This window comes from Methylobacterium sp. GC_Met_3, from assembly GCF_026540775.1.
Lineage (GTDB): Bacteria > Pseudomonadota > Alphaproteobacteria > Rhizobiales > Beijerinckiaceae > Methylobacterium.
In genome coordinates this window covers 90,320-116,720 of sequence record NZ_JALNUL010000004.1, presented here as the reverse complement: position 1 = coordinate 116,720, position 26,401 = coordinate 90,320, and the positions used below count along the sequence as shown (strand labels likewise).

The following is a 26,401-nucleotide window of genomic DNA, read 5'->3' as shown; positions in this document are numbered from 1 at the left end:
TCGCTTATAGATCAATCTTCCAGAGTTGTGCGAACAAGGTCATGTTTTTTCGCGCGCAGACTCGGAGTTTCAGAGTATGGCGATAAGATCGACAACTTCGCAATGTGTCTTGAACCGGTCTGCATTGCGGTGCGCGCCGCTCTCCACCGGAGCCGATCGGGTTTCTCGGTCGGTTACATCATGCTCCCTGGCAGGATCGACTTACTCCGATCGACCGGGACGCCGTTCGTGGCGCGTCCCAGGCAGCCTCGACGCGTCCGCCGTGGCTGCGCCGGACGGGTGACCTCAGCCAGCCGCACCGCGCAATGCGGCAAGCCCGCGCCGCTGGCGGCCCTCGGCGTCGAAATTCACGGGATCGAGCCATGCTTCGAAGCCGGCGCGGACCTTCGGCCAGTCCGCGTCGGTGATCGAGAACCACGCCGTGTCGCGCGAGCGACCCTTCACCACGGTGGCATTCCGGAAAATGCCCTCAAAGGTGAAACCCAGGCGCAGGGCCGCCGCCCGGGACGGGGCGTTGAGGCTGTCGCACTTCCACTCGTAGCGGCGGTAGCCGAGCTCGTCGAAGGCGCGCGCCATCATCAGCGCCATGGCTTCGGTCGAGGCCGGGCTGCGCTGCAGGCGCGGCCCATAATGGAGGTGCCCGACCTCGATCACGCCGTTGGCCGGATCGATTCGCAGATACGCGGCGATGCCTAGGGGCTCGCCGCTCTCGCGGTCGAGGATCGCCTGGAACAGCGGATCCCGGCTCGCCGCCCTGGCTTCGAGACGCTCCCGGAACGCTGCCTCGCTCTCGGGCATCTCGTCGGAGAGATAAGTCCACGTCCGCCGATCGGGCGCTGCGCTGTAGGCTGCGAACAGGCCGGCCGCGTGGGCCTCGGCGTCGAGGGGTACGACCCGGCAGGTGCGGCCCTCCATCGGCGTCCGGGGCGGGTGCGGACGCGGCGTCCAGTCCGGCAGAGCCGGTCCGATCGGCTGACCGAAATCGTCGACGCGTGCGCTCATGACCGGCTCCGCTCGGCGACCAGTTCGGCGAGTTCCGCCTCGCCCGCGGCCTGGAATCCCGCGATGACGCCCGCCCGGTCAAGCTCGGTCCTGTTCTGGCTCATCTTCCACTTCCCCTCGATACGCGTGATCGGGATCTCGAGACCGATCAGCGCCCGAACCTGCGCCGCCACGAACGGCTCCGGCGCGTCGGACACCGCCCAGGGCTCGGCGCGCGATCCTTCCCGCAGCGCGGTGAGATCGGCGATCTGGCGCCGCAACCATGCCGCGTCCTCGATCACGCGCGGGCGGCCCCAGGCATGGACGGTGGCGTAGTTCCAGGTCGGCACGACGCGGCCATGAATCGGCTTGCTCGCGTACCAGCTCGGGGTGACGTAGCCCTGCGGCCCCTGGAACACCACGAGGCATTCGGCGACCGCCGCGAGCTCTGCGCCCTGCGGGTTGGCGCGCGCGAGATGCGCGCGCAGGATGCCGTGTTCCCCGCCGGCGTCGATAAGGAACGGGATCGGGTTGGCGATCAGGCCCCCCGGCCCGGCGGTGATCAGGAGGCCGAGCGGATAGGCGCGGATCAGCGCGTGCTGGGCTTCGAGAGCATCCTCCCTGAAGTGTGGCGGCTGGTACACGGGCCTCCTCCTGTCGGGTCACGCGAACGCATCGTTTGCCCGGGGTGCTTGACCATTCGGTGGACCAGAGGAAAGGTCCAATTCCTGAAACGCGACTGGACCACTTGCCGGGATGTCCAGGGCCCCGCTTCCGCTGCCCGTCAGCCTCGATCCGGCGAACCCGCTGCCGCTCCATGTGCAGCTCCGGGAAGCGTTGCGCCGGGCGATCCTCGACCGCCGGCTGCCGCGCGGGGCTCGCCTCCCGGCCTCGCGCGTGCTGGCCGCCGACCTCGCCTGCGCCCGCGGCACGGTGGTGCTCGCCCTCGAGCAGCTCGTGGCCGAAGGCTACCTGATCGCCCGCCCCGGCTCGGCCACGCGCGTCGCCGGGACCCTGCCGGACGATTCGGTGCCGTCGGCGGTCCGGCTTGTCGGAGCGTCGGTCGCACCGCTGCCCACCCTGTCGCGCCGGGGTGCCGGCCTCACCGCGACGCCGCGGCAGCGGTACATGGCGGGATCCACCGCGCCCGACGCCTTCGCGCTGGGCCGTCCCGCACCCGATGCCTTCCCGTATGCGGTCTGGGCGCGCCTGCTCCAGGCCGAATGGCGGCAGGGGCCGGCCGAGCCGCCGGATCCCCGCGGATCACCGGCGTTGCGCGGCGCCATCGCGGCCTATCTGGCGGAAGCGCGGGGCGTCGTCTGCGAGGCCGACGACGTGATCGTCACGACCGGCATCCGGCAGAGCCTGCGGCTGCTCGCGGAGCTGCTGCTCGATCCCGGGGAGACCGCCCTGGTGGAGGAGCCGGGATTTCCCGGGATTGCCCAGGCGCTGGCCAGCGCGGGCCTGCGGCCGGTGCCGATCCCGGTCGGACCGGGCGGGCTGTCGGCGTCCCGCGCGGCCCTCCTGGCGCCCGGTGCGCGGCTCGCCGTGGTGACGCCGGCCCACCACTACCCCCTCGGCCACACCATGAGCCTGGAGAACCGCCTCGACCTCCTGGCTTGGGCGGATTCCGTCGCGGGCTGGATCGTCGAAGACGATTACGACGGCGCCTACCGGTATGCCGGCCGTCCGCTCGCGCCGTTGCGCGCCCTCGATCGGTCGGGCCGGGTCATCTACGTCGGCAGCTTCTCCAAGCTCCTGCTGCCGGCCCTCGGCCTGAGCTACCTTGTCCTTCCCCGGGGGCTGGTGGCCTCGGTCAATCAAGCGCTCGCCGAGATCGGTCCCGCCCCGCCCGGGATCGGCCAGTGGGCGCTCGCGCGCTTCATCGAGGACGGGCACCTCGCCGGCCATCTGCGCCGGACCCGCCGCCTCTACGCCCTGCGGCAGGAGGCCCTGGTGGAGGCCGCCGCGACCTTCGCCGCGGACGTGATCGCGGTCGACCCGATGGAGGGTGGGATGCATCTCATCGCGCGGCCCGGCCCGGCCTGGGTGCCGAGCCTCACCGATGCCGCCGCCGCGGCAGCGCTCGGCCGCGCCGGGATCTCCGCGGTGGCGCTCTCGGCCTATCACGCGGGGGTGCCGGAGCCCGGGCTGCTGCTCGGCTACGCTGCCGTGCCCGACCGGGCGATCGCCCCGGCGGTGCGGCGCCTGGCGGAGGCGCTGCGCCAGATGCTGTGAGACGGAGCCCGTTCAGGGCACGATCGCGCCGGTCTCGGCGAACCGGGCCAGCCGCGCGACGAGGGGCGCGACCATCACGCGGTCCAGCTGCCGCAGCAGACCGCTCTGCGCATGGGCGACGTTCGCCTCGGCCTGCTCGCGCGCTCGGCGGTGCCAGGCCGGACGATCCGCCTTGCAGTCGGTCCAGGCCCGCTCGATCGCGCGAAACACCTGCGGCAGGCGTTCGATCGGGTCGGCGATCGGGTCGTAGCCGTGGTCGATCAGGTCGTCGAAGGTGTGGAACCCCAATTCGGAGAGCCGCGCCACGGCGCGCGGGGCGCCGACCATCACGAAGGGCAGACCGGTCGCGGCGGCCTTCAGGGATTTTTCCGTGATCCGCTCCACGCCGGGTTCGAAGAAGTCGGTCTCCGAGATCACCGTCAGGTCGCAATCGGCGTAAGCCTGCGTGTCCAGGGTCATCACCATGTCGGTGCCCTGGTCGGCATCGATCCGCTGGGCCCGGCGGGGGATCCAGGTTTCGATATCGGCCAGCAGCGGGCCGAAGGCGGCCTCGATCTCCGGCGGCCGGTGAAAGACGTCGATGCCGCCCGCCTTCGGGTTGTCGGTGCCGATGCCGTGGAAGGAGATCACACCGTCGCGGTCCAGGCCGTTGAGCTGGAACCAGCGGAAGAGCAGCACCCGGTGCCAGCGCAGGGCCGCGTTCTGGCACAGGAAGCGCGCCGGACCCGCGCTCCGCGCGAATGGTGCATAGCCGGTGCGATCGAGCGGATGCTGCGGGAAGAGGCGCGGGCCGGCCTCCGCGTCGAGCCAGAGGGCGACCTGGAGCGGGAAGAACTCGAACGTCCAGAAGCGCAGGCCCTCGCCGTAAAGCCGGTCGTACTCCAGCCGCAACAGGTGGTTCTGGGACACGAGCACGACCCGGTCGCGGGGGATCCCGAGGCCGTCGAGGTTGCGGTGGAGCGCCTCGAAGGTCGGCGCGTGCAGGCCCGGGCCCTCGTTCGAGAGGTCGAGCAGCAGCGCCGCGCGCCCGGTGCGCAGGTTCTCGACATCGCCCGGGTGCAGCAGATCCAGCCGTCCGTTCGCTTCCGGGAAACCCAGGCGGACGAAATCGAGCACCGGCAGGCAGAGGACGTGGCGCGCCGCGCCCGGATCGGCCGTGACGGTGATCGGCTTGCCCATCCAGCCGAGCGCAGCCGGCAGGAAATGGCCGGCCTCGCCCCGGGGGACGAGCAGAATTTCGGAGGAGGGTTGGCTCATCGTCACGCCCGGACGGCCCACAACCGGGCCGCGCGAAGCCGGATAAAGCCTCTGCGCGCAGGCGTCGAGGTCAGGCCGGGACCGGCTCCGCGGCGCGCACCGGCGTCGGCCCCGCCCGGTAGGCGGCCGAGGCCTCCTCGGTCCGCCAGCAGGCGACGTCGTGGCCGGCGGCGATCGCGGCGACCGGCGGCATCTCCCGGCGGCAGCGCTCCTCCGCCAGGAAGCAGCGCGGCGCGAAGGGACAGCCCGGCGGCCGGTTCGCGAGATCCGGCGGGCTGCCCGGGATGGTCTCCAGCCGGGAACCCTTGGCGAGCGCCCCCTCCGCGCGGCTGCGCAGGAGGCCGATCGTGTAGGGGTGGTGCGGGTTCAGCACCACCTGATGGGCGGTGCCGGTCTCGACGATCTTGCCCGCGTACATCACGGCGATCCGGTCGGCGACCTCGACCGCCGCGCCGAGATCGTGCGTGACGATCACGATCGACAGGCCGAGATCGCGCTGGAGTTCGCGGAGCAGCAGCAGCACCTGGATCTGCACCGTGGCGTCGAGCGCCGTGGTGGGCTCGTCGGCCAGCAGCACCTGCGGGTGGCAGGAGAGCGCCAGCGCGATCATGGCCCGCTGACGCATGCCGCCCGACATCTCGTGCGGGTAGTTGTCGAGGCGCCGCTCCGGGCTCGGGATCCGGACCCGCTCGAACAGGGCCAGCGCCCGCTTGCGGGCCTCGTCCTTGGAGATCGTCTCGTGCCGCCGGATCGCCTCGGTGATCTGCTGGCCGACCGTATAGACCGGATCGAAGGCGAGCAGCGGTTCCTGGAAGATCATCGAGACGTCGCCGCCGCGGAAATCGGCGAGCTGGCGCTTGGTCAGGGCCTGCACGTCCTTGCCGGCGGCCAGGATCCCGCCCTCGATCCGGCTGCGCCCCTCCGGGAACAGCCGCAGGATCGCCCGCAGGGTCACGCTCTTGCCGGAGCCGGATTCGCCGATGAGCGCCAGCGCCTGCCCGCGCTCCAGGGTCAGGTCGACACCGTCGACGACCTGCACCTTGCCGAAGGCGACGCGCAGGTCCTTGAGCGCAACGGCGGGTTCTGAAGAGGACATCGGGGTGCTCATGCGGCCAGGGCCGCGGCGGGGGCCGCGGAATGGCCTGAGCCGGGCTGACGGGCGAGGCAGGCGACGCGGTGCAGCGGCCGGATCGGGTCGAGCGGCGGCTCGGTCTCGGCGCAGACGCCCTCCGCCAGGGCGCAGCGGGGATGGAAGCGGCAGCCCGAGGGCGGGTCGATCGGGTTCGGCGGATCGCCGGCCAGCAGCGCGACCTCGGTGCGGTTGTCGGGATCGAGCGACGGCATCGAGGCGAGGAGCGCCTCGGTGTAGGGATGCGCCGGCGCGTCGAGCACGGTGTCGGACGGGCCGATCTCGGCGACCCGGCCGAGATACATCACCATCACCCGGTCGGAGATGAAGCGCACCACGTTCAGATCGTGGCTGATGAAGATGTAGGTCAGGCCGAACTCGGCCTTCAGGTCGAGGAGCAGGTTCAGCACCTGCGCCTCCACCGACTTGTCGAGCGCCGAGACCGCCTCGTCGAGCAGCACCAGCCGCGGCTCCAGGGCGAGCGAGCGGGCGATGTTGACCCGCTGGCGCTGGCCGCCGGAGATCTCGTGCGGATAGCGGCCCGCGAAGCGCTTCGGCTCCAGCCCGACCCGGGCCAGCAGCGCGCGGGCGCGCTCCACCGCCTCGCGGCCCGGCACGCCGTTGACCTTCGGGCCGAACGCGATCGACTGCTCGACCGTCATGCGCGGGTTCAAGGACGCGTAGCTGTCCTGGAACACCATCTGGACCTGGCGGCGGTAGGCGCGCCACGGCATGGCGCGCTCGCCGATCGCCTGTCCGTCATACAGCATGGCGCCGGAATCGCGCTCGATCAGCCCCATGAGCAGCTTGGCGGTGGTGGACTTGCCGCAGCCGGATTCGCCGACGATGCCGAGCGTTTCGCCCTTCAGGACATCGAAATCGACACCGTCGACCGCGCGGACGACCTGTTTCTTGCCGCCGGCCTTGCGGACCGGGAAGTGCTTGATCAGCCCCGAGACTGACAGCAGCGGCTGGGCCGGTCCGCCGCGGTCGTGGGCGAACGGATCGGGGGCGTCCGGGATGACGCTCACTGGCGAATCTCCATGGCCGCGCGCAGGCCGTCCGAGAACAGGTTGAAGGCGATCGAGACGATGAAGATGCACACGCCCGGCAGGGCGGCCACGACCGGATTGACGTAGATCGCGGTGCGCAGGGTGTTGAGCATCAGGCCCCATTCGGGCTCCGGCGGGCGCACGCCGAGGCCGAGGAACGACAGGCCCGAGGCCAGGATCATCGAGACCGAGATCAGGCTCGTGGAATAGACGAAGATCGGCCCGACGACGTTGCCCAGCACCTGCACGCGCATGATCGTCAGCGCCGAGGCCCCCGAGAGCTTGGCGGCATCGATGTAGTCGCGGCGGCGGATGCCGGTGGTGACGCTCTCGGCCACCCGGGCGATCTGGGGCACGAACACGCAGGTCAGCGAGACGATCGAGTTGAAGATGCCCGCCCCCAGGGCGCCGGACAGCGCGATCGCCAGCAGGACGGAGGGGAACGCGAAGAATACGTCGATCGTGCGCATCAGGATCGTGTTGGTCCAGCCGCCGACGTAGCCGGCCAGGATCCCGATGCCGGAGCCGATCACGAAGGCGATCAGCACCGGGGTGACGCCGATGAACAGCGACAGCCGCGAGCCCAGCATCAGCCGGCTGATCATGTCGCGGCCGAGCTCGTCGGAGCCCAGCCAATAGGTCGCGTCGCCGACATGCTTCAGGCGGCGGATCATGGAGCCCTTGTAGGGGTCCATCGGGGTGATCCAGGGCGACAGGATCGCGATCAGGACCACGAGGAGGATCACGGCGCCCGCGCCCATGGCGACGGGGTCGCGGACAAGCCGGTGGCCGACATGGCCCCAGAACCCGCGCGACGGCGCGAAGGCGGCCTCGGGGGCGATGTCGTCGACGGCGAGCACGCCGCCGTCGAGGGCCAGTGAGGCGGCGGTGATGGGCGCGGTCATCATGGCCTCCGGGTCAGGCGCGCTCGATGCGCGGATCGAGGGCGGTTTGCATCACGTCCACCAGCAGGTTGAGCAGCACGAAGAACATCGCCAGCACGAGGATCGAGCCTTGCAGCAGGGGCAGGTCGCGCTGGAAGATCGCGGCGTTGAGCAGGAAGCCGGTGCCCGGCCATGCGAACACGGTCTCGACCAGGATCGAGCCGCCGAGCAGGTAGCCGAGCTGCAGGCCCATGATGGCGAGTGCGGTCGGGGCGGCGTTGCGCACGACGTGCTTGAACACGCCGCGCTCGTCCATACCCTTGGCGCGCAGGGCCTCGACGAAATCCTGGGACAGGATGTCGGCCACCAGCGCCCGGACCGTGCGGGCGATGATGCCCATCGGGATCACCGACATGGTGATCGCGGGCAGAAGCAGGTAGCGCAGGTGGTCGAAGTCCGGCCGCCAGTTGCCCGATCCGTCGGGCCCGGCGCCGGTCGGCGGCAGCCAGCCCAGCGTCGCCGAGAACACGATCACCAGCACCATGCCGAGCCAGTAATGCGGCACGCTCACCCCGAAGACCGAGAGGGCGGAGGCGGCCCGGTCCGCGAGCGAGTTGCGGCGATAGCCCGCTACGAAGCCGAACAGCGTGCCGAAGGTGAAGCCGATCACGGTCGCCACGGAGGCGAGGATCAGGGAGTTGACCACCGCGCGGCTGACCTCCCCCAGCACCGGACGGCCGGTGGCGATCGAGATGCCGAGATCGCCGTGCAGCACGTGCCAGAGCCAGATCGCGTATTGGACCGGCAGCGGCTTATCGAAGCCATAGGCGGCGCGCATCTCGTCGATGGTCGCCTGGGTGGCGTCGGCCGGCAGGATCGCGCTCAGGGGATCGCCCGGCGCGAGATGGACGAGCAGGAAGCAGACGATGCTGACACCGAACGCCACCGGTGTGGCGGAGACCAGTCGTTTGAGGGTGTAGAGGAGCATTCAAAGACCTGTTGTCATGCATAGCCGAAGCTATTCCCCTCCCCCTTGCGGGAAGGGGTTAGGGGTGGGGGTGGTGCAGGAGGCACCGCAGCGCCTCATTCTGCACCACCCCCACCTCCGGCTCCTCCCCGCAAGGGGGAGGAGAAAGGGGCCCCGTTACGCTACCGCCCCGCCGTGGCGATGGTGATCTTCGAAAAGTCCTGGAACCAGTTCTGCGCCTGAACGAAGCCCTTCACCTTCGGGCTCATCGCCCGCGGATTGACGTCGTGCGTGATCATGACGAACAGCGCGTCGTCAACGTACTTCTCGTGGATCTTCTCCAGCACCTTCGTCTGCTCGGCCTTGTCGAAGGTGTTGCGGACCTGATCGAACAGCTTGTCCATCGCCGGGTCACAGTAATAACCCCAGTTGGTGCCGTTCGGCGGGGCGAAATTGCACTGCAGATGGCGGATGAAGCCGGTGAACGGGTCCTGGATGAAGTACGAGTAGTTGATCGCCGAGACGCCGCGGGAGATCTCGGCCTTGGCGCCGGCCCGCCAGATGTTGATCAGCGTATTCCACTCGACCACTTCGTAATCGACCTGGATGCCCACGTCGGCGAGGTTCTGCTGGATGAACTCGTTCATCGGCAGCGGCTGCATCTGGCCCGAGCCCGAGGCCGAGATCGCGACCTTCAGCTTCAACGGCTTGGCGGGGCTGTAGCCGGCCTCCGCGAGCAGCTTCTTGGCGGCCTCAGGATCGTACTTCACGTCGAAGGTCGGATGGCCGAACCACTGGTGGCCGGGCGGCATGAAGCCCTTGGCGGGGATGGCGAGGCCGCCGAGCAATTCCTTCAGCCCATCGCGGTCGATGGCGAGGTTGGCGGCCTTGCGCACCCGGATGTCGTTCCAGGGCGAGCCCTCGACCCGCGACAGGTGCCACGTCCAGTTATGCGGATAGGCGTTGGTGACGATGGTGAAGCCGGCGCCCTTGAGCGAGGCCACGGAATCCGGCGCGGGCGCCTCGATCCAGTCGACCTGGCCGGAGCGGAGTGCCGCGGTCCGGGCATTGGCCTCCGGCAGCGGGATCAGCACCAGCTTGTCGAGCTTCGGCACCCGGTCCTTGTCCCAGTACTCCTTGAAGGGGACCATCTCGGCGCGCTCGCGCGGGGCGAACAGGGTCAGCTTCCACGGGCCGGTGCCCGAGGGCTGCTTGGCGAAGGCATCCCAGGATCTGCCCAGCTTCTCCCACTGGGCGGGCGACGACATCATGATCCAGGCGATCTGGTAGGGCAGCGTCGCGTCGGGAGCCTTGGTGGTGATCTCCACCGTCAACGGATCGACCACGCGGTAGCTGGCCACGGCCGGGACGCGGGTCTTGCCCTGCGCCGACTGGCGCGGATCGTATTGCGGCGCGTCGGCCTTCAGGAGCTTGTCGAGGTTCCACACCACTGCGTCGGCGGTGAAGTCGGAACCGTCGTGGAATTTCACGCCGGGCCGCAGCTTGAAGGTCCACTTGGTCTTGTCGGCGGGATCGACGGCCCAGCTGGTCGCCAGCCCGGGCACGAGGTCGGAGGCGAGTTCCGCGCTCGACAGGTCCCAATTGATCAGCCCGTCATAGACCGTGTAGCCGAGGAAGCGCATGCCCTCGCCGCCATTGTCGGTTTGCCCTGTGGTCAGCGGGATGTCGGAGGCGGTCATGCCGATCCGCAGCGTCCCCTGCGCGAGGGCAGCGGTGCTCGCGGTGAGCGCCAGGGCGCCGGCCAGCGCCGCACGGGCGCCGAGTTTTCTCAGACGGGACAGCATCTTGGATCGGGTACTCGCGTCGGTCCGGGCCAGGACGGCCCGGAATACGCTCGACCGTATGCAAGCCCGCGGCCACTCGCCCCGCGGAGCTGGAACGGCGACTGATTGCGTTGCCCATCGTGCACGACAGAACCCTGCGGCTGGGTCATGAGCGATCCCACCCAATCCCCCTCATCCTGACGTGTGAGCGCAGCGAGCCTCGAAGGAGGGCTCCAGCCAGCCGCGCGATCCCTGGAGACCTCCTTCGAGGCCTGCACAACGCTTCGGCACCTCAGGATGAGGGCTTGGGTGGGATGTCCGGAAGGGTTTCAGTCTTCTGTCGTGTACTGTGCGCGTTGCATACATGCGCAGCACCAAACCATTACTTTCAAACCGCTTTCGTGCTGCGAACCGGTGTCCACGTCGGCGCCGAGCGCTTTAGTCAGCGTCAATCAAACTCACATGCGCGGCGATCACCCGCCAGCCCTCGGGGAAGCGCATCCAAGTCTGGCTCTGGCGGCCGATCTTCCCGGGTGCCGACGCGCGGGTGAACAGCGTCATGGCGATAGCGGCATCGCGCCCGTACGTGGTGATCTGTGTCTGCGCCAGGGTGCGCTCCAGGCCCACGGGCGAGCGGGCGCGGCGGAAGGCGCGGATGGCGTCCATGCCGTAGAGGTTCTCGCCGATACCGTAGCGGATGGTCAGCGGATCGTCCCGGAACAAAGCCTCCAGGGTCGGGACATCGTTGGCGGTGAGCGCCGTTTCGTAGGCCTCGAACGCGGCCTCGACCTCGGCCTTCACGGCGGGATCGTCGATCACCATCAGGTCAACTCCGCGATCGGCGCCGTGCAGATTCCAGCCCGTTCGAGGTGGCGGGCGACACGCAGGGCCAGATCCTCCCGCCAGGGGGCGGCGATCACCTGAACACCGAGCGGCAGCCCGTCGTCGAGCCGGACCGGTACGGCGACCACCGGCAGGCCGATGAACGAGATCGGCTGCGTGAACACGCCGATATTGGCCCGCACCGGCAGGCTCACCCCGTCGAGCACGAAGTGGGTCTGGCCACCCTTCGGCGCCCGGCAGGGGGTGGCGGGCGCCAGGATCACGTCGACGCCGCCGAACAGGTCGAGCACCGCATCCCGGTACCAGCGGCGGAAGCGCTGCGCCCGCTCGACGAAGGGCGCCGGGATCATCGCGCCGGCGATCAGCCGGTCCCGCACCGCAGGATCGAAATCCCCCGGCCGGGTGCGCAGGCGGTCGAGGTGGAGCGTCGCGCCCTCGGCCGCTGTGATGAGGTAGGCGGCAGCCCGGGCGCGATGGGCCTCCGGCAGCTCGACGGTCCGTTGTGCGCCCAGCGCCTCTGCGACGCGCGCTACCGCGGCGAACGCGTCCGGATCCCCCCCACGGGCGAAATAGCCGCCCGCAACCGCGATCCGCAGGCCGTCGATGCCGGATTCCAGAACCGGCAGGACCGGCTCGGCTGCGCGGGGCGTCGCCACGGGATCGTCCTGATCCGGGCCCTGCATCGCGTCATACGCCAGGGTGAGATCGGCGACGCCGCGGGCCATCGGCCCGAGATGATCGAGGCTGCCGACGAAGGGGAAGCTCCCGGCGCGGCTGAGCCGGCCGTAGGTCGGCTTCAACCCGAAACAGCCGCAGAAGGCGGCGGGCACCCGGATCGAGCCGTTGGTATCCGAGCCCAGCGTCAGCGGCACCATTCCGGCAGCCAGCGCCGCGCCGGACCCGCTGGATGAGCCGCCGGTCATGTGATCCAGCGCGTGCGGGTTGTGGGCGTCCCCGTCGTGGATGTTCTCGCCCGTGAAGTCATAGGCGTATTCGCCCATGTTGAGCGCCCCGACGACGATCGCCCCGGCCGCCTCGAGCCGACGCACCAGGGCGCCGTCCCGCTGGGCCTGGGGATGCCCCCGGTTGATCTTCGCGCCCGCCCGGGTGGTCAGGCCTGCGACATCGATGAGGTTCTTCACCGCGAACGGCACGCCCGCGAGCGGCCCGGCGGTGGCGCCCTCACTGAGGGCGGCGTCGAGGGCCTCGGCCCGGGCCAGGGCGCGGGCGCCGAGCACGTCGGTGAAGGCGTTGATGCGACCGTCGGTCCGCGCGATCCGGTCGAGGGTCTGCGCAACCACGTCGCGCGCGGTGCTGCGTCGGCCGGCGACCGCGGCGGCGATCGACGCCGCATCCATCGGAGGCGCCGCGCTCACGCTTCGAACCTCGGCGCGGCCTCGACTGTATCGGGCAGCGGGAACTCGGTCAGCAACGCGGCGGCCCCCGCGAGGACGCGCAGATTGGCCGTGATCGCGTCCGTCCACCCGGCCTCGATGGCGATGCCGAGAAGCGGCGCGGTCGCCGCGATGTAGGCGTCCGGATCGAACACGGCGGCGGATGACGGTACGGGTTCGGGCATGGCGCGACTCGATTCGGCGCTGGGATCGACGCGGCTGGGTTTAGCAGGCCTCATGCCGACAGGTTCGGCGGCGAAGACTTTGATCCCCTGCCTCATTAATGTGCAACACCCTATCGGCTGCGCGAGCGAGCAGTTCAGGATGCCGCGCTGCCTCATTCTTGAGCGCAAAGCGCTCGTCGCCAAGGCTGGCTCTGGGTCGATTTGATAGACCGCGTCGGTGCTGGGTTTAGACGCTGTGCCTGATCGTGATGCGCTGAGACGCGGCCTGGGCGGCCCGTCGCCACCAATACCCGAGGGCCGAGACCCCGCTTCCAAATACGGCGCAGCCATTCCGCAGATCGGCTCGCATCACCCGGCAACGCAAAGATGTCGCTGGTGCAAATCAGGGTTGCAGCCACCGAAGGTGAACCATCGCAAACAAGTCCGGTGGTGTGTTGGCGCGCGAACCGTGATGCCGAATGAGCTGCGCATGGCCTCGGGCCGTCTGTCAGGGTGACGGCCAATACAGGTTGGCCATCTTGCCGCCTCTTAGGCCCCGTCCTATCTTGTGGAAGGCGCCGCGCGATGCTGGCACCCCACTCACTGAGGCATGCGTTGCGACTGGCGCTTGATGTTTTTCTGCATCGCCGGGTGAGACTCTTACAGAGACGGTGTGGATTGTCGCTGTGTCGGCGGGCCGAACGTGTTCCCGCGATTGCATCGCCGCCGGGGCTCCGGCTAAAGGCTAACCGTTTTCAAACCTTGGTTCGACCCGAGCGCTGCGGCGTCCGCTGAGCGCTCGGGTCGAGCCATCGGTACACCCGATGGGTCGGCATGGTTCCGAGGTCCGGGGACGGCATCGGGATCCGCAGACGAAAGGTCCCGCACCGGCGTGGCCGGATGTCCCTGTGCATGTCGAACGTATTGAACTGAGAAAGGTCAGATGAGCGCATTCGACTACAGAAATTTCGACGACCGCCGCCAGCACTCCCAGAGTGCCAAGGCTGCCCTGCTGGCCAAGTTCAAGGCACGCCCCCCGGCCGATGATCCGGAGGTGATCGCCAAGGCCAAGGCCCGGGCCGAGATCACGAAGGCCCGCGAGGAGCGTACCCGCGAGCGTGAGGCCGCGCGCATCGCCGCCGAGCTGAAGGCCGCCGAAGAGAAGCGTGAGCGCGAGGAAACCGAGCTGGCTGCCCAGCTCGCCCGCGAAGTCGCCGAGTTCGCCGCCGCGCAGGAGCGCAAGTCGGCCGAACTTCACGCCAAGAAGGCCCAGCGCGACGCGCGGTACGCGGCGCGAAAGGCCAGCGTCAAGGTCAAGCGCTAAGCGCGCGCCGGTCGACTCGGCTGTTTCGATGGCACGACGCCCGCCCCTCCGGCGGGCGTCGTCGTATTTGGGCCTGGAGCCTGAAACCTGCGCGCGGCGTGCCGCGTTTGCGACTGTCCTTCGGCCGTCCTGATTCGTGCGGCTGCCCTGGAGAGGTCGCGCGATGCTGTACAGGATGAGTCCGCTCGTTGCCCTTCTGCTGTGGTCAGGGGCCGCCGCGGCTCAGGACCCGGCCAAGGCGATGGCGTGCGACACGCTGCTGGCGGCCCGCCGGGTCGATGCCTCGACTGGCGCGAGCCGTACGGCCGAGGGCGAGGTTGGCTGCCGCAGCATCGATCGGAAGTCGATCGGTTCGGTGGAGCAGCGGGCTCTGATCGGCGGCGCGCCGTACGAATGCATGACGATCGCGGGTGCCGGCCGCTGCCTGTGGATCGTGCCCTGACGGACGCGCAGACCGTAGTCTCGGACGGTTCACTGCCGCGCGAAACGCTCTATTTCGGCATCGGAGTGGAGCAGGGATCGCGATCGGAATGCTGAATAATTGGGCGAGACAGCGTTTATCCGCATGCGGAGTGTTCGGAACGCTGATCGGCCTGATGCTGGCCGTGAGCCCCGCCCGCGCCGAACCCCCGATTCGCAGTCCGGAAGACGCAGCCTGCCGGCTGGAGGCCCGGGCCAAGGTCTTCGTGGCACCCAACCCCCGCGGTCTGGAACTCGAGGAGATCGGGAAGCAGATCTATTACGCCTGCATGGCGCGCTTGGGAGAGGCCGCGCAGCCGGCCAAGCCCGCACACCGACGGCACAAGCGGCGCCATCGGCGGTCGTGAGCCCTCAGGCTCCGGCGATTACGAGTTGAGCGGCGCTCCGATCCGGGCGCGCAGGCGCAGGCGCAGGGTCTCGTCGCCGCCCTCGGCCTGCAGGGCCGCCATCAGGCGCAGCAGGTGGCTCAGCGGGGTCGACTGACACGCGACGGCGTCGGCGATCTGATCCGGCAGCGACTTGGCGGCCGGAACGAAGCGCATCGCCGGTTCGGCCTGATGGGTCTGAGGCATCCGCAGCGCTCGTCCTTTGAAAGGATCCAGGTTGGCGGGCGGCTGGCTACGCCTTTTGCCGAAGCCGCACCAGCCCCTATCGCGATTTTACGTAGCCGGCATCATGCCGAGTCACCGCGCTGCAACAGATCGCGTGAAACATGGGGATAGCGCGGGTTGCCGTATAGACAGCGCGGGTCTGGCGGGCCGTCAACGCTGCGCCAGCGGGGAGCGGTCGTAGCCGTCGAGGAGATCCTGGGGATCGCGGAAGATCGCCACGCAGCCCGCCGCCGAGAGGTCGGCCTCCGGGAATCCACCGCAGAGCACGCCGATCGTCGGCACGCCGGCCTTTCCCGCGGCCTCGGCATCGTAGGGCGTATCACCGACCGCGTGGATCGTGTCGGACCGCCCGGCTCCGAGCTTGGTCAGGGCAGCCTGAAAGATGTCGGGATGCGGTTTCGACCGCTCGGCGTCATCCGAGCTGGTGGCGACATCGAGGAGATCGCCGATCTTCAGGATCTCGGTGTAGCGCTCCACCTCGGGCCGCTTGCCCGACGAGGCCAGCGCGATCGTGAGGCCATCCGCGCGGATCCGCTCGAACAGGGCGCGGACGCCGGGGAACGGCCGCACCTCGGGCAGGAACTTCTGCTTGAACAGGTCCGACCGGAACGCCTCGATGGTCTTGCCCTCGCGTTCGATCCGCTCCTGCGGCAGGAACACCGGCATCAGTTCGTCGCCGCCCTTCCCGATCTGGCTGCGGACGTGGCCCTGATCCGTCTCCACGCCGAAATGCGCGAAGGCTTCCACCCAGGCGCGGGCATGCAGATCGACGCTGTCGAGCAGGGTCCCGTCGATGTCGAAGATAACAGCGCGCATGCGAGCCTCGTTGCGGCGCAGGGCAGCCCGCTTCAGGGCCAACAACCGGGGCGGCGGGAGGCCTGTTCCCTTTCGGGGCGCCGGAACGGCAGAAGCCCGCCCCCGGTCGGGGACGGGCTTCTGAAATGAATCCGGTGCGGCGTGCGTCAGTGCATCGCGGCCGGGGTGCGGGCGGGCTTCGCCTTGGCGGCCAGCCCAGCGGTGACCGCAACCTTCGAGGCCCGGACGGGCTTCGGCGCCGTCGGCTTCGCGGCAGCCTTGACGGGGGCGGGCTTCGGCGCAGCCGGCTTGGCGGCAGCCTGGGGCGCAACCGCCTTCGCGGTCTTCGGCGCGGCGGCCTTCGTCGCAGCCTTGGGGGCAGCGGCCTTGAGGGCAGCGGACTTGGGGGCAGCGGCCTTGGGCGCGGCAACCTTGGCAGAGGCTGGAATGGCGGCCTTCTCGGCGGTGACGGCCTGGATCACGGTTCCCGCCGCCAGCGTGGCGTTGGCGTGCAGCTCGGTCTCCGCGCGCATCCAATGCGCCACGGCCTGGCCGTGGATCCGGCCTTCGTTTTCCCAGATGAAATAGGCGCATTCGCGCACGTGGTGTTCGCTGATCTGCATGCCGTCGGCCTCCTGCTGTCCGTCCCGCGACCGACGATGGGAGGGCTGGGTTAAGGGGCAGTTAACCCTGCAGATCGGCTACTCGGTGCGGCCGAGAATGCGCCGGGCCTCGGCGAGGAGAATCGCGTGGCGCTCCGCCCCGGGACCGGCCACGGGAGCGTCGCGGCCGGCTTGAGCGATGCGCTTCTGGAACCGGCGCCGGTCCAAGCCCCAGACGCGCAGGCTTGCCAGGACGGCGTCGAGAACGATGCGGACGGCATCGGTACGCGCCTCGGCGCGGGCGACGACCTCGCCGTGGGCGGCTGTGGCATCCGCCACGGTCCTGGCGTCCGCAGCCGCGATGTCTGCGCCGGCCCGGGCGTGATCGAGGTCCAGGCCCGCGCGCCGCGCGGCCTGCCAGGCTTGCGCGTGCTGGTGCGTGCGCAGGGCGAGCAGGACCTTGAGGGCCGCGACCTCGGTCTGGGCCGCGTCGAGCTTCGCCTGGATCTCGCGTAGGTCTCCCGGCTGATCCTGCGCGAGCATCTCGTCCCCGGTCACGGTCACCGCTGGCTCCTCTGTTGCCTCGATGCGCCCGTCCTCGGATGCGCGAAGCGGAATGTCCACTCTCGCGGGAGGCCGCGCAGGTTGAGAAAATCCGATGGTCGGTCCACATGAACAGGGCGCCCTGGGGCGCATGTCCCGGCCGGCCTTGAACCGGCGCAGCGGAGTTATGCCAGCATGTTCATCCAGACCGAAGCCACGCCGAACCCGGCCACCCTCAAGTTCCTCCCCGGGCGCGTCGTCCTGTCCGAGTCGACCTTCGAGGCGAAGGACGCCGAGGCTGCCGCCCGCTCGCCCCTGGCGTCCGCCCTGTTCGCGGTCCCGGGCGTGTCGGGCGTCTATTTCGGGCACGACTTCATCTCGGTCACCAAGGCCGAGGACGGGTCCGACTGGGCGCAGGTGAAGCCCGCCGTGCTCGGCGCGATCATGGAGCATTTCCAGTCCGGCGCCCCTGTGATGGACGAGGGCGGTCATGATGCGACCGAGGCCGGGGACGAGTTCTACGACGAGGCCGATCACGACACGGTCGTCACCATCAAGGATCTGCTCGAGACGCGCGTGCGCCCGGCCGTAGCGGGCGACGGCGGCGACATCACCTTCCGCGGCTACAAGGAGGGCGTCGTCTATCTCGAGATGAAGGGTGCGTGCTCGGGCTGCCCGTCCTCGACCGCGACGCTGCGGCACGGGGTTCAGAACCTGTTCCGGCACTTCCTCCCCGAGGTGCGGGAAGTTCAGGCGATCTGAGGAGCGTATCGGCGACGAACGGTGCGCCGCGGGCTTTTTCGCCCGCGGCCGCGAGGGTGTCGGCGTGGCGCCGATGCTTCGAAAAGAGAGCGTATTTCCGCTCTCCGCACACGATACGATAGTTAAACCTTTCTCGCCGCGGGGCTGTCTTCTCCCCCTTGCGGCTACGGGTGACACAGGTTTTCGGTCTCGTCAGGCGCGCCCTTCTGCAGGTTGAGGCGCGGGTCCCCTCTCCCGCTCGGGAGAGGGGGCCGGTCGCGCTCTATCATGAGCGGCATGCTTCAAACCTGCGTCCCCCGCAGCCGCGATAGGAGAGCGCGCATCGGGGGGTAAGGTGTGATCAGCGTGACCAAAGGGCTGACCACCCTACGCCATCCTTGACAATGTTCCTATTTTATGCTCATTAGCCGCCACCTGTCCGCGACGCTTCTGGGGTGACCCAGGGGCGTCCTTCGGGGGCCCGCGCGGTGGCTGACCGGGCGGGTCCGGGGACGGGGCGGTGCCCGCGTCGGTGGCTCTCAGCCGCCATCGCCCCGGGCGGCGGACCGGTACGGGGCGTGCCTCGGATGCGGGCGTGAGACCGGGCGGCAGTTTGCCCGGCGGGGGGAGGAAATGCCCCCCGCGCCGACCCGCGTCTGGGCTGACCCTGAGCGACCTGCGGACCCGCCCACGACGAGGCGGGGGACGGCTGGAAGGCCACGGCGCCGATGCGGGTTCCGGGGGTGCGTGCACCCCGCCCGAGACCGCTAACGGGGAGTCGCAGGATCGGGACGTCGGAGACACCGCGACGAGAAAGACGGCACCGGCCGGGGGCGATGCCCGGTCGATGCCGCGGGCGCCGCGGGGACCGGATCCCGCGCGTTACTTGGCCGACACCTGGGTTCCCGCGGCGTCCCGCGTCCCGCGTGTTGCTTCTTGGGCCATGCCCCCGGCGCCGAAAGGCGCGCGGGGACGATCAGACGTGTTCGAAGCCATGCGCGTTCGCGTTCCAGGTTTGCCGCTCCGGGCAATTTATCAGAGCATGCCAAGGGTCATCAGCGGTAAGGATATTTGCAGTCTTTCAATTAAGAAGCGTCTAAATCTATTTTTGTTTCTGAATATTTTCTTGAACGGAAAATTTTATCTCGAAACGATCGTCATGGTCATTCGATCTTGTTCGGATTGACTGTCGCGATGATCCAGACTTCTGGTGTGACCGGGTCTCGGAGATTCGCATGAGCTTGCTGGCGCGCACGAACATCCTCACGAAACTGCTGTCGATCAACCTGATCACCGCAGCCATCGTGGGAAGTTGCATCTGGTTCGCGCAGGACCGGATGGCCATGGTCGATGCCACGTACAGCATCATGGTCGCGCGCGACGCAAAGGCCGTCTCGAACGTCCGCCGCAGCAACCGTCTTCACAACACGCTGACATATCTGCTGTATCGGATGATGGCCGAGACCGATCCGGAGCAGGTCCGGCGGCTTGCGGCGGCGTTCGAGGCGGCGGTCGCGCAGACCGACGCGACGCTGGCCGAGATCGCCCAGCAGGTTCCAGCCTTCGCCGAACAGGTCCAGGCGCAGCGGGATCGCACCACGCGCTTCGTCGAGCAGGCCTCTGTCGTGCGCAGCCTCGTGCTCGCGGGCCGGAGAAGTGAGGCGCTGGATCGGGCGCATGACGCGGTCGATCCGATCTTCGCGTCGCTCGGGACCGAGGGGACGCGGATCGGGAACGCCATCGAAGACAGCATGTACCGGCGTTCCAACGACCTGACTGCTCAGACCGATGCCACCCGCCACAGCCTGATCGGCTTCGGCGCGCTCGGGATGCTGGCCGGGCTGGTCTGCGTCCTTGTGGTCTCGACGATCGGGATCACCGGCCCCCTCAAGCGTCTCGTGGCGGTCCTGGAGCGAATGGCGCAGGGCGCGATCGATGCCGAGATCGCCGAGGCGCGCCGCGGCGACGAGATCGGCGCCGTGGGCCGGGCGGTCGAGGCCATCAAGGCGTTCATGGCCGCGAAGGCCGCCGAGGAGGCCCAGATCAAGCGCAACGCCGACGAGGCTGCGTCCAACGAACGGCAGCGCGTTCAGGTCGAGCTGGCCGACCGCTTCGAGGCGGCGGTGGTCGGCATCGTCGGCCAGGTCTCGTCCTCGGCCACGGCTTTGCGGGCCACCGCACAGGGCCTCAGCGAGACCGTGGCCCTGACCGCCCGGCAATCCACGGCCGTGGCGGCTGCCGCCGAGCAGGCGGCCAGCAACGTCAACACCGTCGCGGCAGCGGCCGAGGAACTCGGCAGCTCGATCGGCGAGATCGGCCGGCAGGTCGAGGGCTCGTCCGACCTCGCCCGGCAGGCGGTGGACGAGGCCGATCAAACCGCCGCCCTGATGCACGAACTCAGCGCCGCCGTGACGACGATCGGCGCCGTCATCGAGATCATCTCGACCATCGCGGGTCAGACGAACCTGCTGGCCCTGAATGCCACGATCGAGGCCGCGCGGGCCGGCGATGCGGGCCGGGGCTTCGCCGTCGTGGCGGGCGAGGTCAAGGAACTTGCGCTTCAGACCGCCCGGGCCACCGAGACGATCACCGGACAGATCGGTCGGATCCAGGGCCGGACCGGCGATGCCGAGGACGCGATCCGTACGATCACGGGCCGGATCCGCGAGATCAACGGCGTGGCCGCCTCCATCGCGGCGGCGGTGGAACAGCAGGGCGCGGCGACGCAGGAGATCGTGCGCAACGTCGCCCAGGCGGCGGGCGGCACGGATGAGGTGACGCGCAATATCGGCGGCGTGGCCGAGGCCGCGGAGGGGACCGGCACGGCGGCCAGAGAGGTTCTGGCATCGGCCTCCGCGCTGTCGGGCCAGTCCGACCGGTTGAATGCCGAGATCCGTTGCTTCCTCGACACCATCCGGGCCGCCTGAGAACCGCCAGCCGGCGCTCCGGGGCAAAGCGGCGCAAGCCGGCAACACTCCGCCGCTGATCGGGCACACGCGGCCGGCTCGACGCTGACGGGACGGTGATTTTGCTCTATCGATTCCGACTCTTCGCGCCCTTCCGGGGCGCAGGGAGCCGAGGGCCGGTGAAGCCCGGCAGGTGGGAGTGGGCGTGCGTATCCTGGCCATCGACACAGCGCTGGAGACCTGCGCCGCCTGCGTCATGGCGGAGGGTGACGACACGCCGATCTCCACCGAATCGCTCCCGATGGCGCGCGGACATGCCGAGTCGCTTCTGCCGCTGATCGAGCGGGTCATGGCCCGCCTGGACGGCGGCTTCGAGGCCATCGACCGTGTCGCCGTCACGGTGGGTCCGGGCAGCTACACGGGCCTGCGCGTCGGCCTCTCGGCCGCCCGGGCGATCGGCCTCGCCACGGGCAAGCCCGTGGTCGGGGTCGGCACCCTCTCGGCCCTGCTGGCCCATCTGCTGGCCGAGACGATCGAGGGCTCGATCGCCGCGGCGATCGATGCCCGGCATGGCGCGCTCTACGTCCAGGCTCTCAACCCGGGGGGCGACGGCATCGCTCCGGCCCACCTGTCCGTCGCGGACGTCGCCGACCGTTTGGTCGGGGCGGGTCCCATGCTGCTCGCCGGATCCGGTTCGTCGGCGCTCGCGGCCGCGTTGGCGGAGCGCGGGGTCGAGGCCCGCGTCAGCCGCGTCACGGGGCCGGACATCGCGTCCGTGGCCGCCCTCGGCTTGCTGGCCGATCCCGAACAGGCCCTCCCCCGGCCGCTCTACCTGCGCGGGCCCGACGCGCGGCCTCAGGATCACGCGCGGATCGCCCGGCAATGACGCGGCCCATCCTCTTCTGGCCCTTCGACTGGTGGTCCGCATGGTGGGACGCGCTGAGTCCCGAGCCCTACGTGGCGCCGCTCACCGATGCGTCGCAGGCCCCGGCGCTGGCCCGGCTGCACGCGACCGCCTTCGCGCGGCCCTGGGAGGCCCATGAATTCGAGCGGATGCTCTGCGAGCGCTCGACGCAGGCACATGCCCTCTGGCGCGCCGGCACGCTCCACGGCTTCGTGCTCTCGCGCCGCGCCGTCGACGAGGCGGAGATCCTGACCGTGGTGCTGTCACCGGCGCTGCGGGGCGGCGGCCACAGCCGCAAGCTGCTGCGCGAGCACCTGTCGAGCCTTGCGTTGTCCGGTATCGCCCGGGTCCACCTGGAGGTCGCCGAGGGCAACGCGCCGGCCCTGCGCCTCTACGCCCGCAACGGCTTCCGGCAGGTCGGTGCGCGCACGGGCTACTACCTCAAGGCCGACGGCAGCCGGGCGACCGCGCTGACGATGAGCGCCGACCTCTGACGCCGTGAGCCGCTTCGGCATCGCCTGCCGCGTGGCGGCCCTGGCCCTCGCCTTCCTGGTTCTGGTGCCGCCGCACTGGGTGGCGCTGCGCCTGCTCGGCCGCCGCTCCGCCCTGGCGCCGATCCTGTTCCACCGGGTCGTCCTGCGCCTGTTCGGGGTGCGGGTGACGCAGAGCGGCACGCCGCCCGCCCCCGGCGAGGCCGCCCTGGTGCTCGCCAACCACGTCTCCTGGCTCGACATCATCGCCATCGGCTCGCTGCGGCCGCTCTCCTTCGTGGCGAAGTCGGAGATTGCCGGCTGGCCGGTGATCGGCGTCCTCGCCGGGCTTCAACGGACGATCTACATCGACCGGCAGCGCCGGGGGGCGACCGCCACGGTGAGCGTCGCGATGGGACATCGCTTGGCCGAGGGCGAGCTGGTCGTCCTGTTCGCGGAGGGTACGACCGGCGACGGCACCCGGCTCCTGCCGTTCCGTTCGTCCCTGGTCGGCGCCGCCCGAGCGGCGCTGCAGGCCGAGGCTGGCCGCAGCCGCGTGCGCCTGCAACCGCTGGCGATCGCCTATCCCCGGCGCAACGGCCTGCCGGTGACCCGCTCCGAGCGGGCCGAGATCGCATGGTACGGGGATATGGAACTGGCCCCGCACCTCACCGCCTTCGTGCAGGGCGGCCCGCTTGACGTGCATGTCGCCTGGGGCGCACCGATCGCCTTCGAGGCGACGACGGACCGGAAGGTCGCCACCGCCGCCGCGGAGGCCGAGGTCCGCGCCGCGCTGCGGGGCATCGGCACGGGGGGCTGCCGCACGCCTGCGGTCAGCGTAAGCCCGGCCCGCCCGGGCCTCGACCTTCACGACCCGGAGGTCGCGGCGATCTGATTGTGCGGGCACGACCCCTTTGTGGCGTCACCTGCGATGATCAGACCGCACGCTAGATCATCGGTAGAAATGGTCGCTGTAATACATGATGCAGTGCATTGAGCAGGCCGAATCTCTCTGCTAGCTAGGCCGCAATCCGCATCAGGCGGGATTAGTGGAGGTCGCCCGGTGCAAACCTGGAATCAGGTTTACGATCCGTTTGGGAGCGCTTGGCTCTCGACGCTTGCCGCCTCAGTGCCGGTCATCGCGCTGCTCGCCATGATCGCCAGTGGGCGCGTGAAAGCCCACATCGCGGCCGTGATCGCGCTGGGCCTCGCCATGCTGGTGGCCGTCGTCGGCTTCGGCATGCCGACGGAACTCGCCACCCGCGCCGCCATCCTCGGGATGGTCACGGGCTTCTTCCCGATCGGCTGGATCATCCTCAACGTCATCTTCCTCTACCGGCTGACGGTGGAGAAGGGCTGGTTCGCGATCCTGCAGCAATCGGTCGCCGGCATCACGGCCGACCGCCGCCTGCAACTGCTCCTGGTCGCCTTCGCGTTCGGCGCCTTCTTCGAGGGCGCGGGCGGCTTCGGCACCCCGGTCGCCGTCACCGGCGCGATCCTGATCGGTCTCGGCTTCTCGCCGCTGGCCGCCTCCGGCCTGTCGCTGATCGCCAACACCGCCCCCGTCGCCTTCGGCGCCCTCGGCGCGCCGATCCAGGGCCTCGCCTCGGTGACCGGTTACCCGCCCGAGATCCTCGGCGCGATGATCGGCCGGCAATTGCCGCTGTTCTCGCTGATCGTGCCGTTCTGGCTGATCTGGGTGTTCGCGGGCTTCCGCGGCATGATCCGGGTCTGGCCGCCGATTCTGGTCTGCGGCGCCACCTTTGCGGTCGCGCAGTTCCTGATCTCCAACTACGTCAATCCCTGGATCGTCGATATCGGCGCATCGTTGGCCTCGATGCTCGCCCTCGTGCTGTTCCTGAAGGTCTGGCAGCCGCGCGAGATCTGGACCTCCCCGGCACTGCGCGGCCACGATCCGTCGCTCGCCGTCGCGGGCCCGCGTCCGGTGGCGCTCGGTGCCGGCGTGCCCGGCATGCCCCCGGTCCATACCGGCGCCCGCACGGCTTCGCAGGGCGAGATCCTGATGGCCTGGGTGCCATGGATCGTGCTTTCGATCATCGTGGCGATCTGGGGCACCGGCTGGTTCAAGGGCATCGTCAACCCGCTCTTCACCTGGAAGTACGAGGTGCCTGGCCTGCACAACGTGATCATGAAGGTGCCTCCGGTGGTGGCCAAGCCCGTCCCCGAGGGTGCGGTCTTCCTGTTCACCTACATGTCGTACACCGGCACGGGTGTGCTGATCGCCGCGCTCATCTCGGGCCTGATCATGCGCTTCTCGCCGCTGCGGCTGATCACGGCCTACTTCGAGACCATCTGGGCCCTCCGCTATTCGCTGATCACGATCGCGGCGATGCTCGCGCTCGGCGTCCTCACCCGCTACGCGGGCGTCGATGCCACGCTCGGCCTCGCGTTCGCCGGCACCGGCATCCTGTACCCGTTCTTCGGGACGCTGCTCGGCTGGCTCGGTGTGGCGCTCACCGGGTCGGATACGGCTTCGAACGTGCTGTTCGGCGGTCTGCAGCGGATCACCTCCGAGCAGCTCGGCCTGCCGGGCGTGCTGATGGCGGCGGCGAACTCGTCGGGCGGCGTAATGGGCAAGATGGTCGACGCCCAGTCGATCGTCGTCGCCTCCACGGCCACCGGCTATTTCGGCCAGGAAGGCAAGATCCTGCGCTTCGTGTTCTGGCACTCGATCGCGCTGGCCTGTCTGGTCGGCCTGTTCGTCATGCTCCAGGCCTACGTACCGTTCTTCCAGCAGATGGTGATCGACGTGCCGAACGCGGCGCCGGTCGCCCACTGAATACCGGCGGCAGACACATCTGCCGCCCGACTACACCGGCCGCCTACGGGCGGCCGGTCGCGTTTCAGGGACGCCGCGACGCCTCGCGCGATCCGTGCTACAGGCCGGACGCCGAGCCCTGCGGGGCGGGCGCATGGATCACGCTGACGGTTCGGGACGGCGCGCGTTGAAGAAGGCCTACGTCAAATCCTACGGCTGCCAGATGAACGCCTACGACGCGGCCCGCATGGCCGATGTCCTGGGCGCCGAGGGCTACGTACCGACCGATTCGGTGGACGAGGCCGATGTCGTCGTCCTCAACACCTGCCATATCCGTGAGAGGGCCGCCGAGAAGGTCTATTCCGAACTGGGCCGCCTGCGTGTCCTGAAGAACGAGCGGACCGCGAAGGGGCTCGATACGCGCATCGTCGTGGCGGGCTGCGTCGCCCAGGCCGAGGGTGCCGAGATCCAGGCGCGCCAGCCCGCTGTCGATGTCGTTGTCGGCCCGCAGAGCTACCACCGGCTGCCCGACCTGCTGGCCCGCTCCCGCGAGCGGCGCGTGGTCGATACGGAGTTTCCGGTCGAGGACAAGTTCGACCACCTGCCCCGGCGGCGTACCCTCGGGGCCTCGGCCTTCCTCACCGTGCAGGAGGGCTGCGACAAGTTCTGCGCCTTCTGCGTGGTTCCCTACACCCGCGGCGCCGAGGTCTCGCGTCCGGTCGCGAAGGTGCTGGCCGAGGCGGAAAAGCTCGCCGAGGGCGGCGTGCGCGAGATCACGCTGATCGGCCAGAACGTCAACGCCTATCACGGCGCGGGCTCCGACGGCGCGCCGGTCGGCCTCGCCGAACTGGTGCAGGCCGTCGCAAAGATCCCCGGCCTCGCGCGGATCCGCTACACGACGAGCCACCCGAACGATTTCGACGACGCCCTGATCCGGGCGCATGCCGAGGTCCCGGCCCTGATGCCCTACCTGCACCTGCCGGTGCAGTCGGGCTCGGACCGGATTCTCGCGGCGATGAACCGCAAGCACACCGGCGACGCGTATCGACGCCTGATCGACCGGATCCGTGCTGCGCGTCCGGACATCGCCCTCTCCTCCGACTTCATCGTCGGCTTCCCGGGCGAGACCGACGCGGATTTCGCCGAGACTCTGCGGCTCGTGCGCGATATCGGCTTCGAGAGCGCCTTCTCGTTCAAGTACAGCACACGCCCGGGGACGCCGGCCGCCGATCGCACCGATCAGGTGCCCGAATCCGTGATGGCGGCGCGGCTCGCGGAGCTGCAGGCGCTCCTCGACAGCCGGCGCTACGCCTATCAGCGCGCGGCTGCTGGCCAGGTCTTCGACGTGCTGGTCGAGAAGCCGGGCCGGTATCCGGGGCAGGTCGCGGGCAAGACGCCGCACCTGCTCGCCGTGCAGTTCGATGCAGCACCGCACCATATCGGTTCCGTGGTTCCGGTGCGCATCATCGAAGCCGGCACCAACAGCCTGTTCGGACAGCTCGTCTCGGAAGCTGCGGCGGCATGAGGCACATGACGAGGATGACGGCTTGAGC

26 protein-coding genes are annotated in these 26,401 nt (G+C 69.5%); 11 read left to right on the top strand and 15 right to left on the bottom strand.

Going from position 1 to position 26,401, the window contains the following annotated elements:
• Window positions 1-285 precede the first annotated feature (285 nt).
• Both OXS27_RS07780 and OXS27_RS07775 read right to left on the bottom strand, forming a co-directional pair.
• Window positions 286-1,002 (bottom strand): GNAT family protein, encoded by a 717-nt coding sequence (locus OXS27_RS07780; protein ID WP_243927013.1) that lies wholly within the window; start codon window positions 1,000-1,002, stop codon window positions 286-288.
• Window positions 999-1,625 (bottom strand): FMN-binding negative transcriptional regulator, encoded by a 627-nt coding sequence (locus OXS27_RS07775; RefSeq protein WP_243927011.1) that lies wholly within the window; start codon window positions 1,623-1,625, stop codon window positions 999-1,001. Before OXS27_RS07775 ends, OXS27_RS07780 begins: the two co-directional genes overlap by 4 nt.
• 112 nt (window positions 1,626-1,737) lie before the next feature.
• Here OXS27_RS07775 and OXS27_RS07770 point away from each other — a divergent pair, with 112 nt between their 5' ends.
• Window positions 1,738-3,219, top strand: a complete 1,482-nt coding sequence (locus tag OXS27_RS07770) for a PLP-dependent aminotransferase family protein (RefSeq protein ID WP_267355393.1) — start codon at window positions 1,738-1,740, stop codon at window positions 3,217-3,219.
• Between the two features lie 12 nt (window positions 3,220-3,231).
• Here the strand turns inward: OXS27_RS07770 and OXS27_RS07765 are convergent, their stop codons facing one another.
• From OXS27_RS07765 to OXS27_RS07725, 9 genes are all read right to left on the bottom strand, one after another.
• Window positions 3,232-4,476 carry a hypothetical protein gene (locus OXS27_RS07765; RefSeq protein ID WP_267355392.1) on the bottom strand — a complete coding sequence of 415 codons (1,245 nt, stop codon included), beginning with the start codon at window positions 4,474-4,476 and terminating at the stop codon, window positions 3,232-3,234.
• Between the two features lie 70 nt (window positions 4,477-4,546).
• Complete coding sequence (locus OXS27_RS07760; protein WP_243927005.1) at window positions 4,547-5,572, bottom strand: ABC transporter ATP-binding protein; 1,026 nt, start codon at window positions 5,570-5,572, stop codon at window positions 4,547-4,549.
• A gap of 8 nt (window positions 5,573-5,580) precedes the next feature.
• Complete coding sequence (locus OXS27_RS07755; protein WP_267355391.1) at window positions 5,581-6,636, bottom strand: ABC transporter ATP-binding protein; 1,056 nt, start codon at window positions 6,634-6,636, stop codon at window positions 5,581-5,583.
• Window positions 6,633-7,562: an ABC transporter permease gene (locus tag OXS27_RS07750; RefSeq protein ID WP_243927219.1), complete on the bottom strand. Its 930-nt coding sequence runs from the start codon at window positions 7,560-7,562 to the stop codon at window positions 6,633-6,635. The genes OXS27_RS07755 and OXS27_RS07750 overlap by 4 nt, the downstream gene beginning before the upstream one ends.
• A gap of 13 nt (window positions 7,563-7,575) precedes the next feature.
• On the bottom strand, window positions 7,576-8,529 hold the full coding sequence (locus OXS27_RS07745) for an ABC transporter permease (protein ID WP_267355390.1): 954 nt from the start codon (window positions 8,527-8,529) through the stop codon (window positions 7,576-7,578).
• 161 nt (window positions 8,530-8,690) lie between these two features.
• Entirely contained in the window at window positions 8,691-10,313 is a 1,623-nt protein-coding gene (locus OXS27_RS07740) for an ABC transporter substrate-binding protein (RefSeq protein WP_267355389.1), read from the bottom strand.
• Window positions 10,314-10,730: 417 nt separating this feature from the next.
• A complete protein-coding gene (hpxZ, locus tag OXS27_RS07735) occupies window positions 10,731-11,114 on the bottom strand; it encodes an oxalurate catabolism protein HpxZ (protein ID WP_267355388.1) in 384 nt (127 codons plus the stop codon).
• On the bottom strand, window positions 11,114-12,493 hold the full coding sequence (locus OXS27_RS07730) for an AtzE family amidohydrolase (RefSeq protein ID WP_267355513.1): 1,380 nt from the start codon (window positions 12,491-12,493) through the stop codon (window positions 11,114-11,116). Before OXS27_RS07730 ends, hpxZ begins: the two co-directional genes overlap by 1 nt.
• 14 nt (window positions 12,494-12,507) lie before the next feature.
• The gene (locus OXS27_RS07725; protein ID WP_267355387.1) at window positions 12,508-12,714 is read right to left on the bottom strand and encodes a DUF4089 domain-containing protein; all 207 of its coding nucleotides are present in this window, start codon (window positions 12,712-12,714) and stop codon (window positions 12,508-12,510) included.
• A 922-nt stretch (window positions 12,715-13,636) separates the two neighbouring features.
• Between OXS27_RS07725 and OXS27_RS07720 the strand changes: the two genes are divergently transcribed.
• From OXS27_RS07720 to OXS27_RS07710, 3 genes are all read left to right on the top strand, one after another.
• Window positions 13,637-14,017 (top strand): DUF6481 family protein, encoded by a 381-nt coding sequence (locus OXS27_RS07720; protein ID WP_243926993.1) that lies wholly within the window; start codon window positions 13,637-13,639, stop codon window positions 14,015-14,017.
• A gap of 175 nt (window positions 14,018-14,192) precedes the next feature.
• Window positions 14,193-14,459 carry a hypothetical protein gene (locus tag OXS27_RS07715; protein WP_267355386.1) on the top strand — a complete coding sequence of 89 codons (267 nt, stop codon included), beginning with the start codon at window positions 14,193-14,195 and terminating at the stop codon, window positions 14,457-14,459.
• A gap of 130 nt (window positions 14,460-14,589) precedes the next feature.
• Window positions 14,590-14,844, top strand: coding sequence for a hypothetical protein (locus OXS27_RS07710; RefSeq protein WP_243926989.1), 255 nt, complete (start codon window positions 14,590-14,592; stop codon window positions 14,842-14,844).
• 18 nt (window positions 14,845-14,862) lie between these two features.
• Here OXS27_RS07710 and OXS27_RS07705 read toward each other — a convergent pair whose 3' ends face one another.
• The 4 genes from OXS27_RS07705 to OXS27_RS07690 form a co-directional block, all read right to left on the bottom strand.
• Complete coding sequence (locus OXS27_RS07705) at window positions 14,863-15,069, bottom strand: hypothetical protein (RefSeq protein WP_243926987.1); 207 nt, start codon at window positions 15,067-15,069, stop codon at window positions 14,863-14,865.
• Between the two features lie 189 nt (window positions 15,070-15,258).
• Complete coding sequence (locus tag OXS27_RS07700; protein WP_267355385.1) at window positions 15,259-15,924, bottom strand: HAD family hydrolase; 666 nt, start codon at window positions 15,922-15,924, stop codon at window positions 15,259-15,261.
• 146 nt (window positions 15,925-16,070) lie between these two features.
• Window positions 16,071-16,526 carry a DUF2934 domain-containing protein gene (locus tag OXS27_RS07695; RefSeq protein ID WP_267355384.1) on the bottom strand — a complete coding sequence of 152 codons (456 nt, stop codon included), beginning with the start codon at window positions 16,524-16,526 and terminating at the stop codon, window positions 16,071-16,073.
• Between the two features lie 78 nt (window positions 16,527-16,604).
• Window positions 16,605-17,069: an atp-dependent helicase gene (locus OXS27_RS07690; RefSeq protein WP_243926981.1), complete on the bottom strand. Its 465-nt coding sequence runs from the start codon at window positions 17,067-17,069 to the stop codon at window positions 16,605-16,607.
• Between the two features lie 174 nt (window positions 17,070-17,243).
• On the opposite strand from OXS27_RS07690, the gene OXS27_RS07685 reads away from it, so the two are divergent.
• From OXS27_RS07685 to miaB, 7 genes are all read left to right on the top strand, one after another.
• The gene (locus OXS27_RS07685; protein WP_243926979.1) at window positions 17,244-17,810 is read left to right on the top strand and encodes a NifU family protein; all 567 of its coding nucleotides are present in this window, start codon (window positions 17,244-17,246) and stop codon (window positions 17,808-17,810) included.
• A gap of 1,214 nt (window positions 17,811-19,024) precedes the next feature.
• Window positions 19,025-20,716: a HAMP domain-containing methyl-accepting chemotaxis protein gene (locus tag OXS27_RS07680; protein ID WP_267355383.1), complete on the top strand. Its 1,692-nt coding sequence runs from the start codon at window positions 19,025-19,027 to the stop codon at window positions 20,714-20,716.
• Between the two features lie 184 nt (window positions 20,717-20,900).
• Window positions 20,901-21,581 (top strand): tRNA (adenosine(37)-N6)-threonylcarbamoyltransferase complex dimerization subunit type 1 TsaB, encoded by a 681-nt coding sequence (gene tsaB, locus OXS27_RS07675; RefSeq protein ID WP_267355382.1) that lies wholly within the window; start codon window positions 20,901-20,903, stop codon window positions 21,579-21,581.
• Window positions 21,578-22,093, top strand: a complete 516-nt coding sequence (locus OXS27_RS07670; RefSeq protein ID WP_267355381.1) for a GNAT family N-acetyltransferase — start codon at window positions 21,578-21,580, stop codon at window positions 22,091-22,093. The genes tsaB and OXS27_RS07670 overlap by 4 nt, the downstream gene beginning before the upstream one ends.
• A 4-nt stretch (window positions 22,094-22,097) precedes the next feature.
• Entirely contained in the window at window positions 22,098-22,964 is an 867-nt protein-coding gene (locus OXS27_RS07665) for a lysophospholipid acyltransferase family protein (protein WP_243916918.1), read from the top strand.
• A gap of 168 nt (window positions 22,965-23,132) precedes the next feature.
• Window positions 23,133-24,869: an L-lactate permease gene (locus OXS27_RS07660; RefSeq protein ID WP_243916920.1), complete on the top strand. Its 1,737-nt coding sequence runs from the start codon at window positions 23,133-23,135 to the stop codon at window positions 24,867-24,869.
• A 166-nt stretch (window positions 24,870-25,035) separates the two neighbouring features.
• Window positions 25,036-26,373 (top strand): tRNA (N6-isopentenyl adenosine(37)-C2)-methylthiotransferase MiaB, encoded by a 1,338-nt coding sequence (miaB, locus tag OXS27_RS07655; RefSeq protein ID WP_267355512.1) that lies wholly within the window; start codon window positions 25,036-25,038, stop codon window positions 26,371-26,373.
• The last annotated feature ends 28 nt before the right edge of the window (window positions 26,374-26,401 follow it).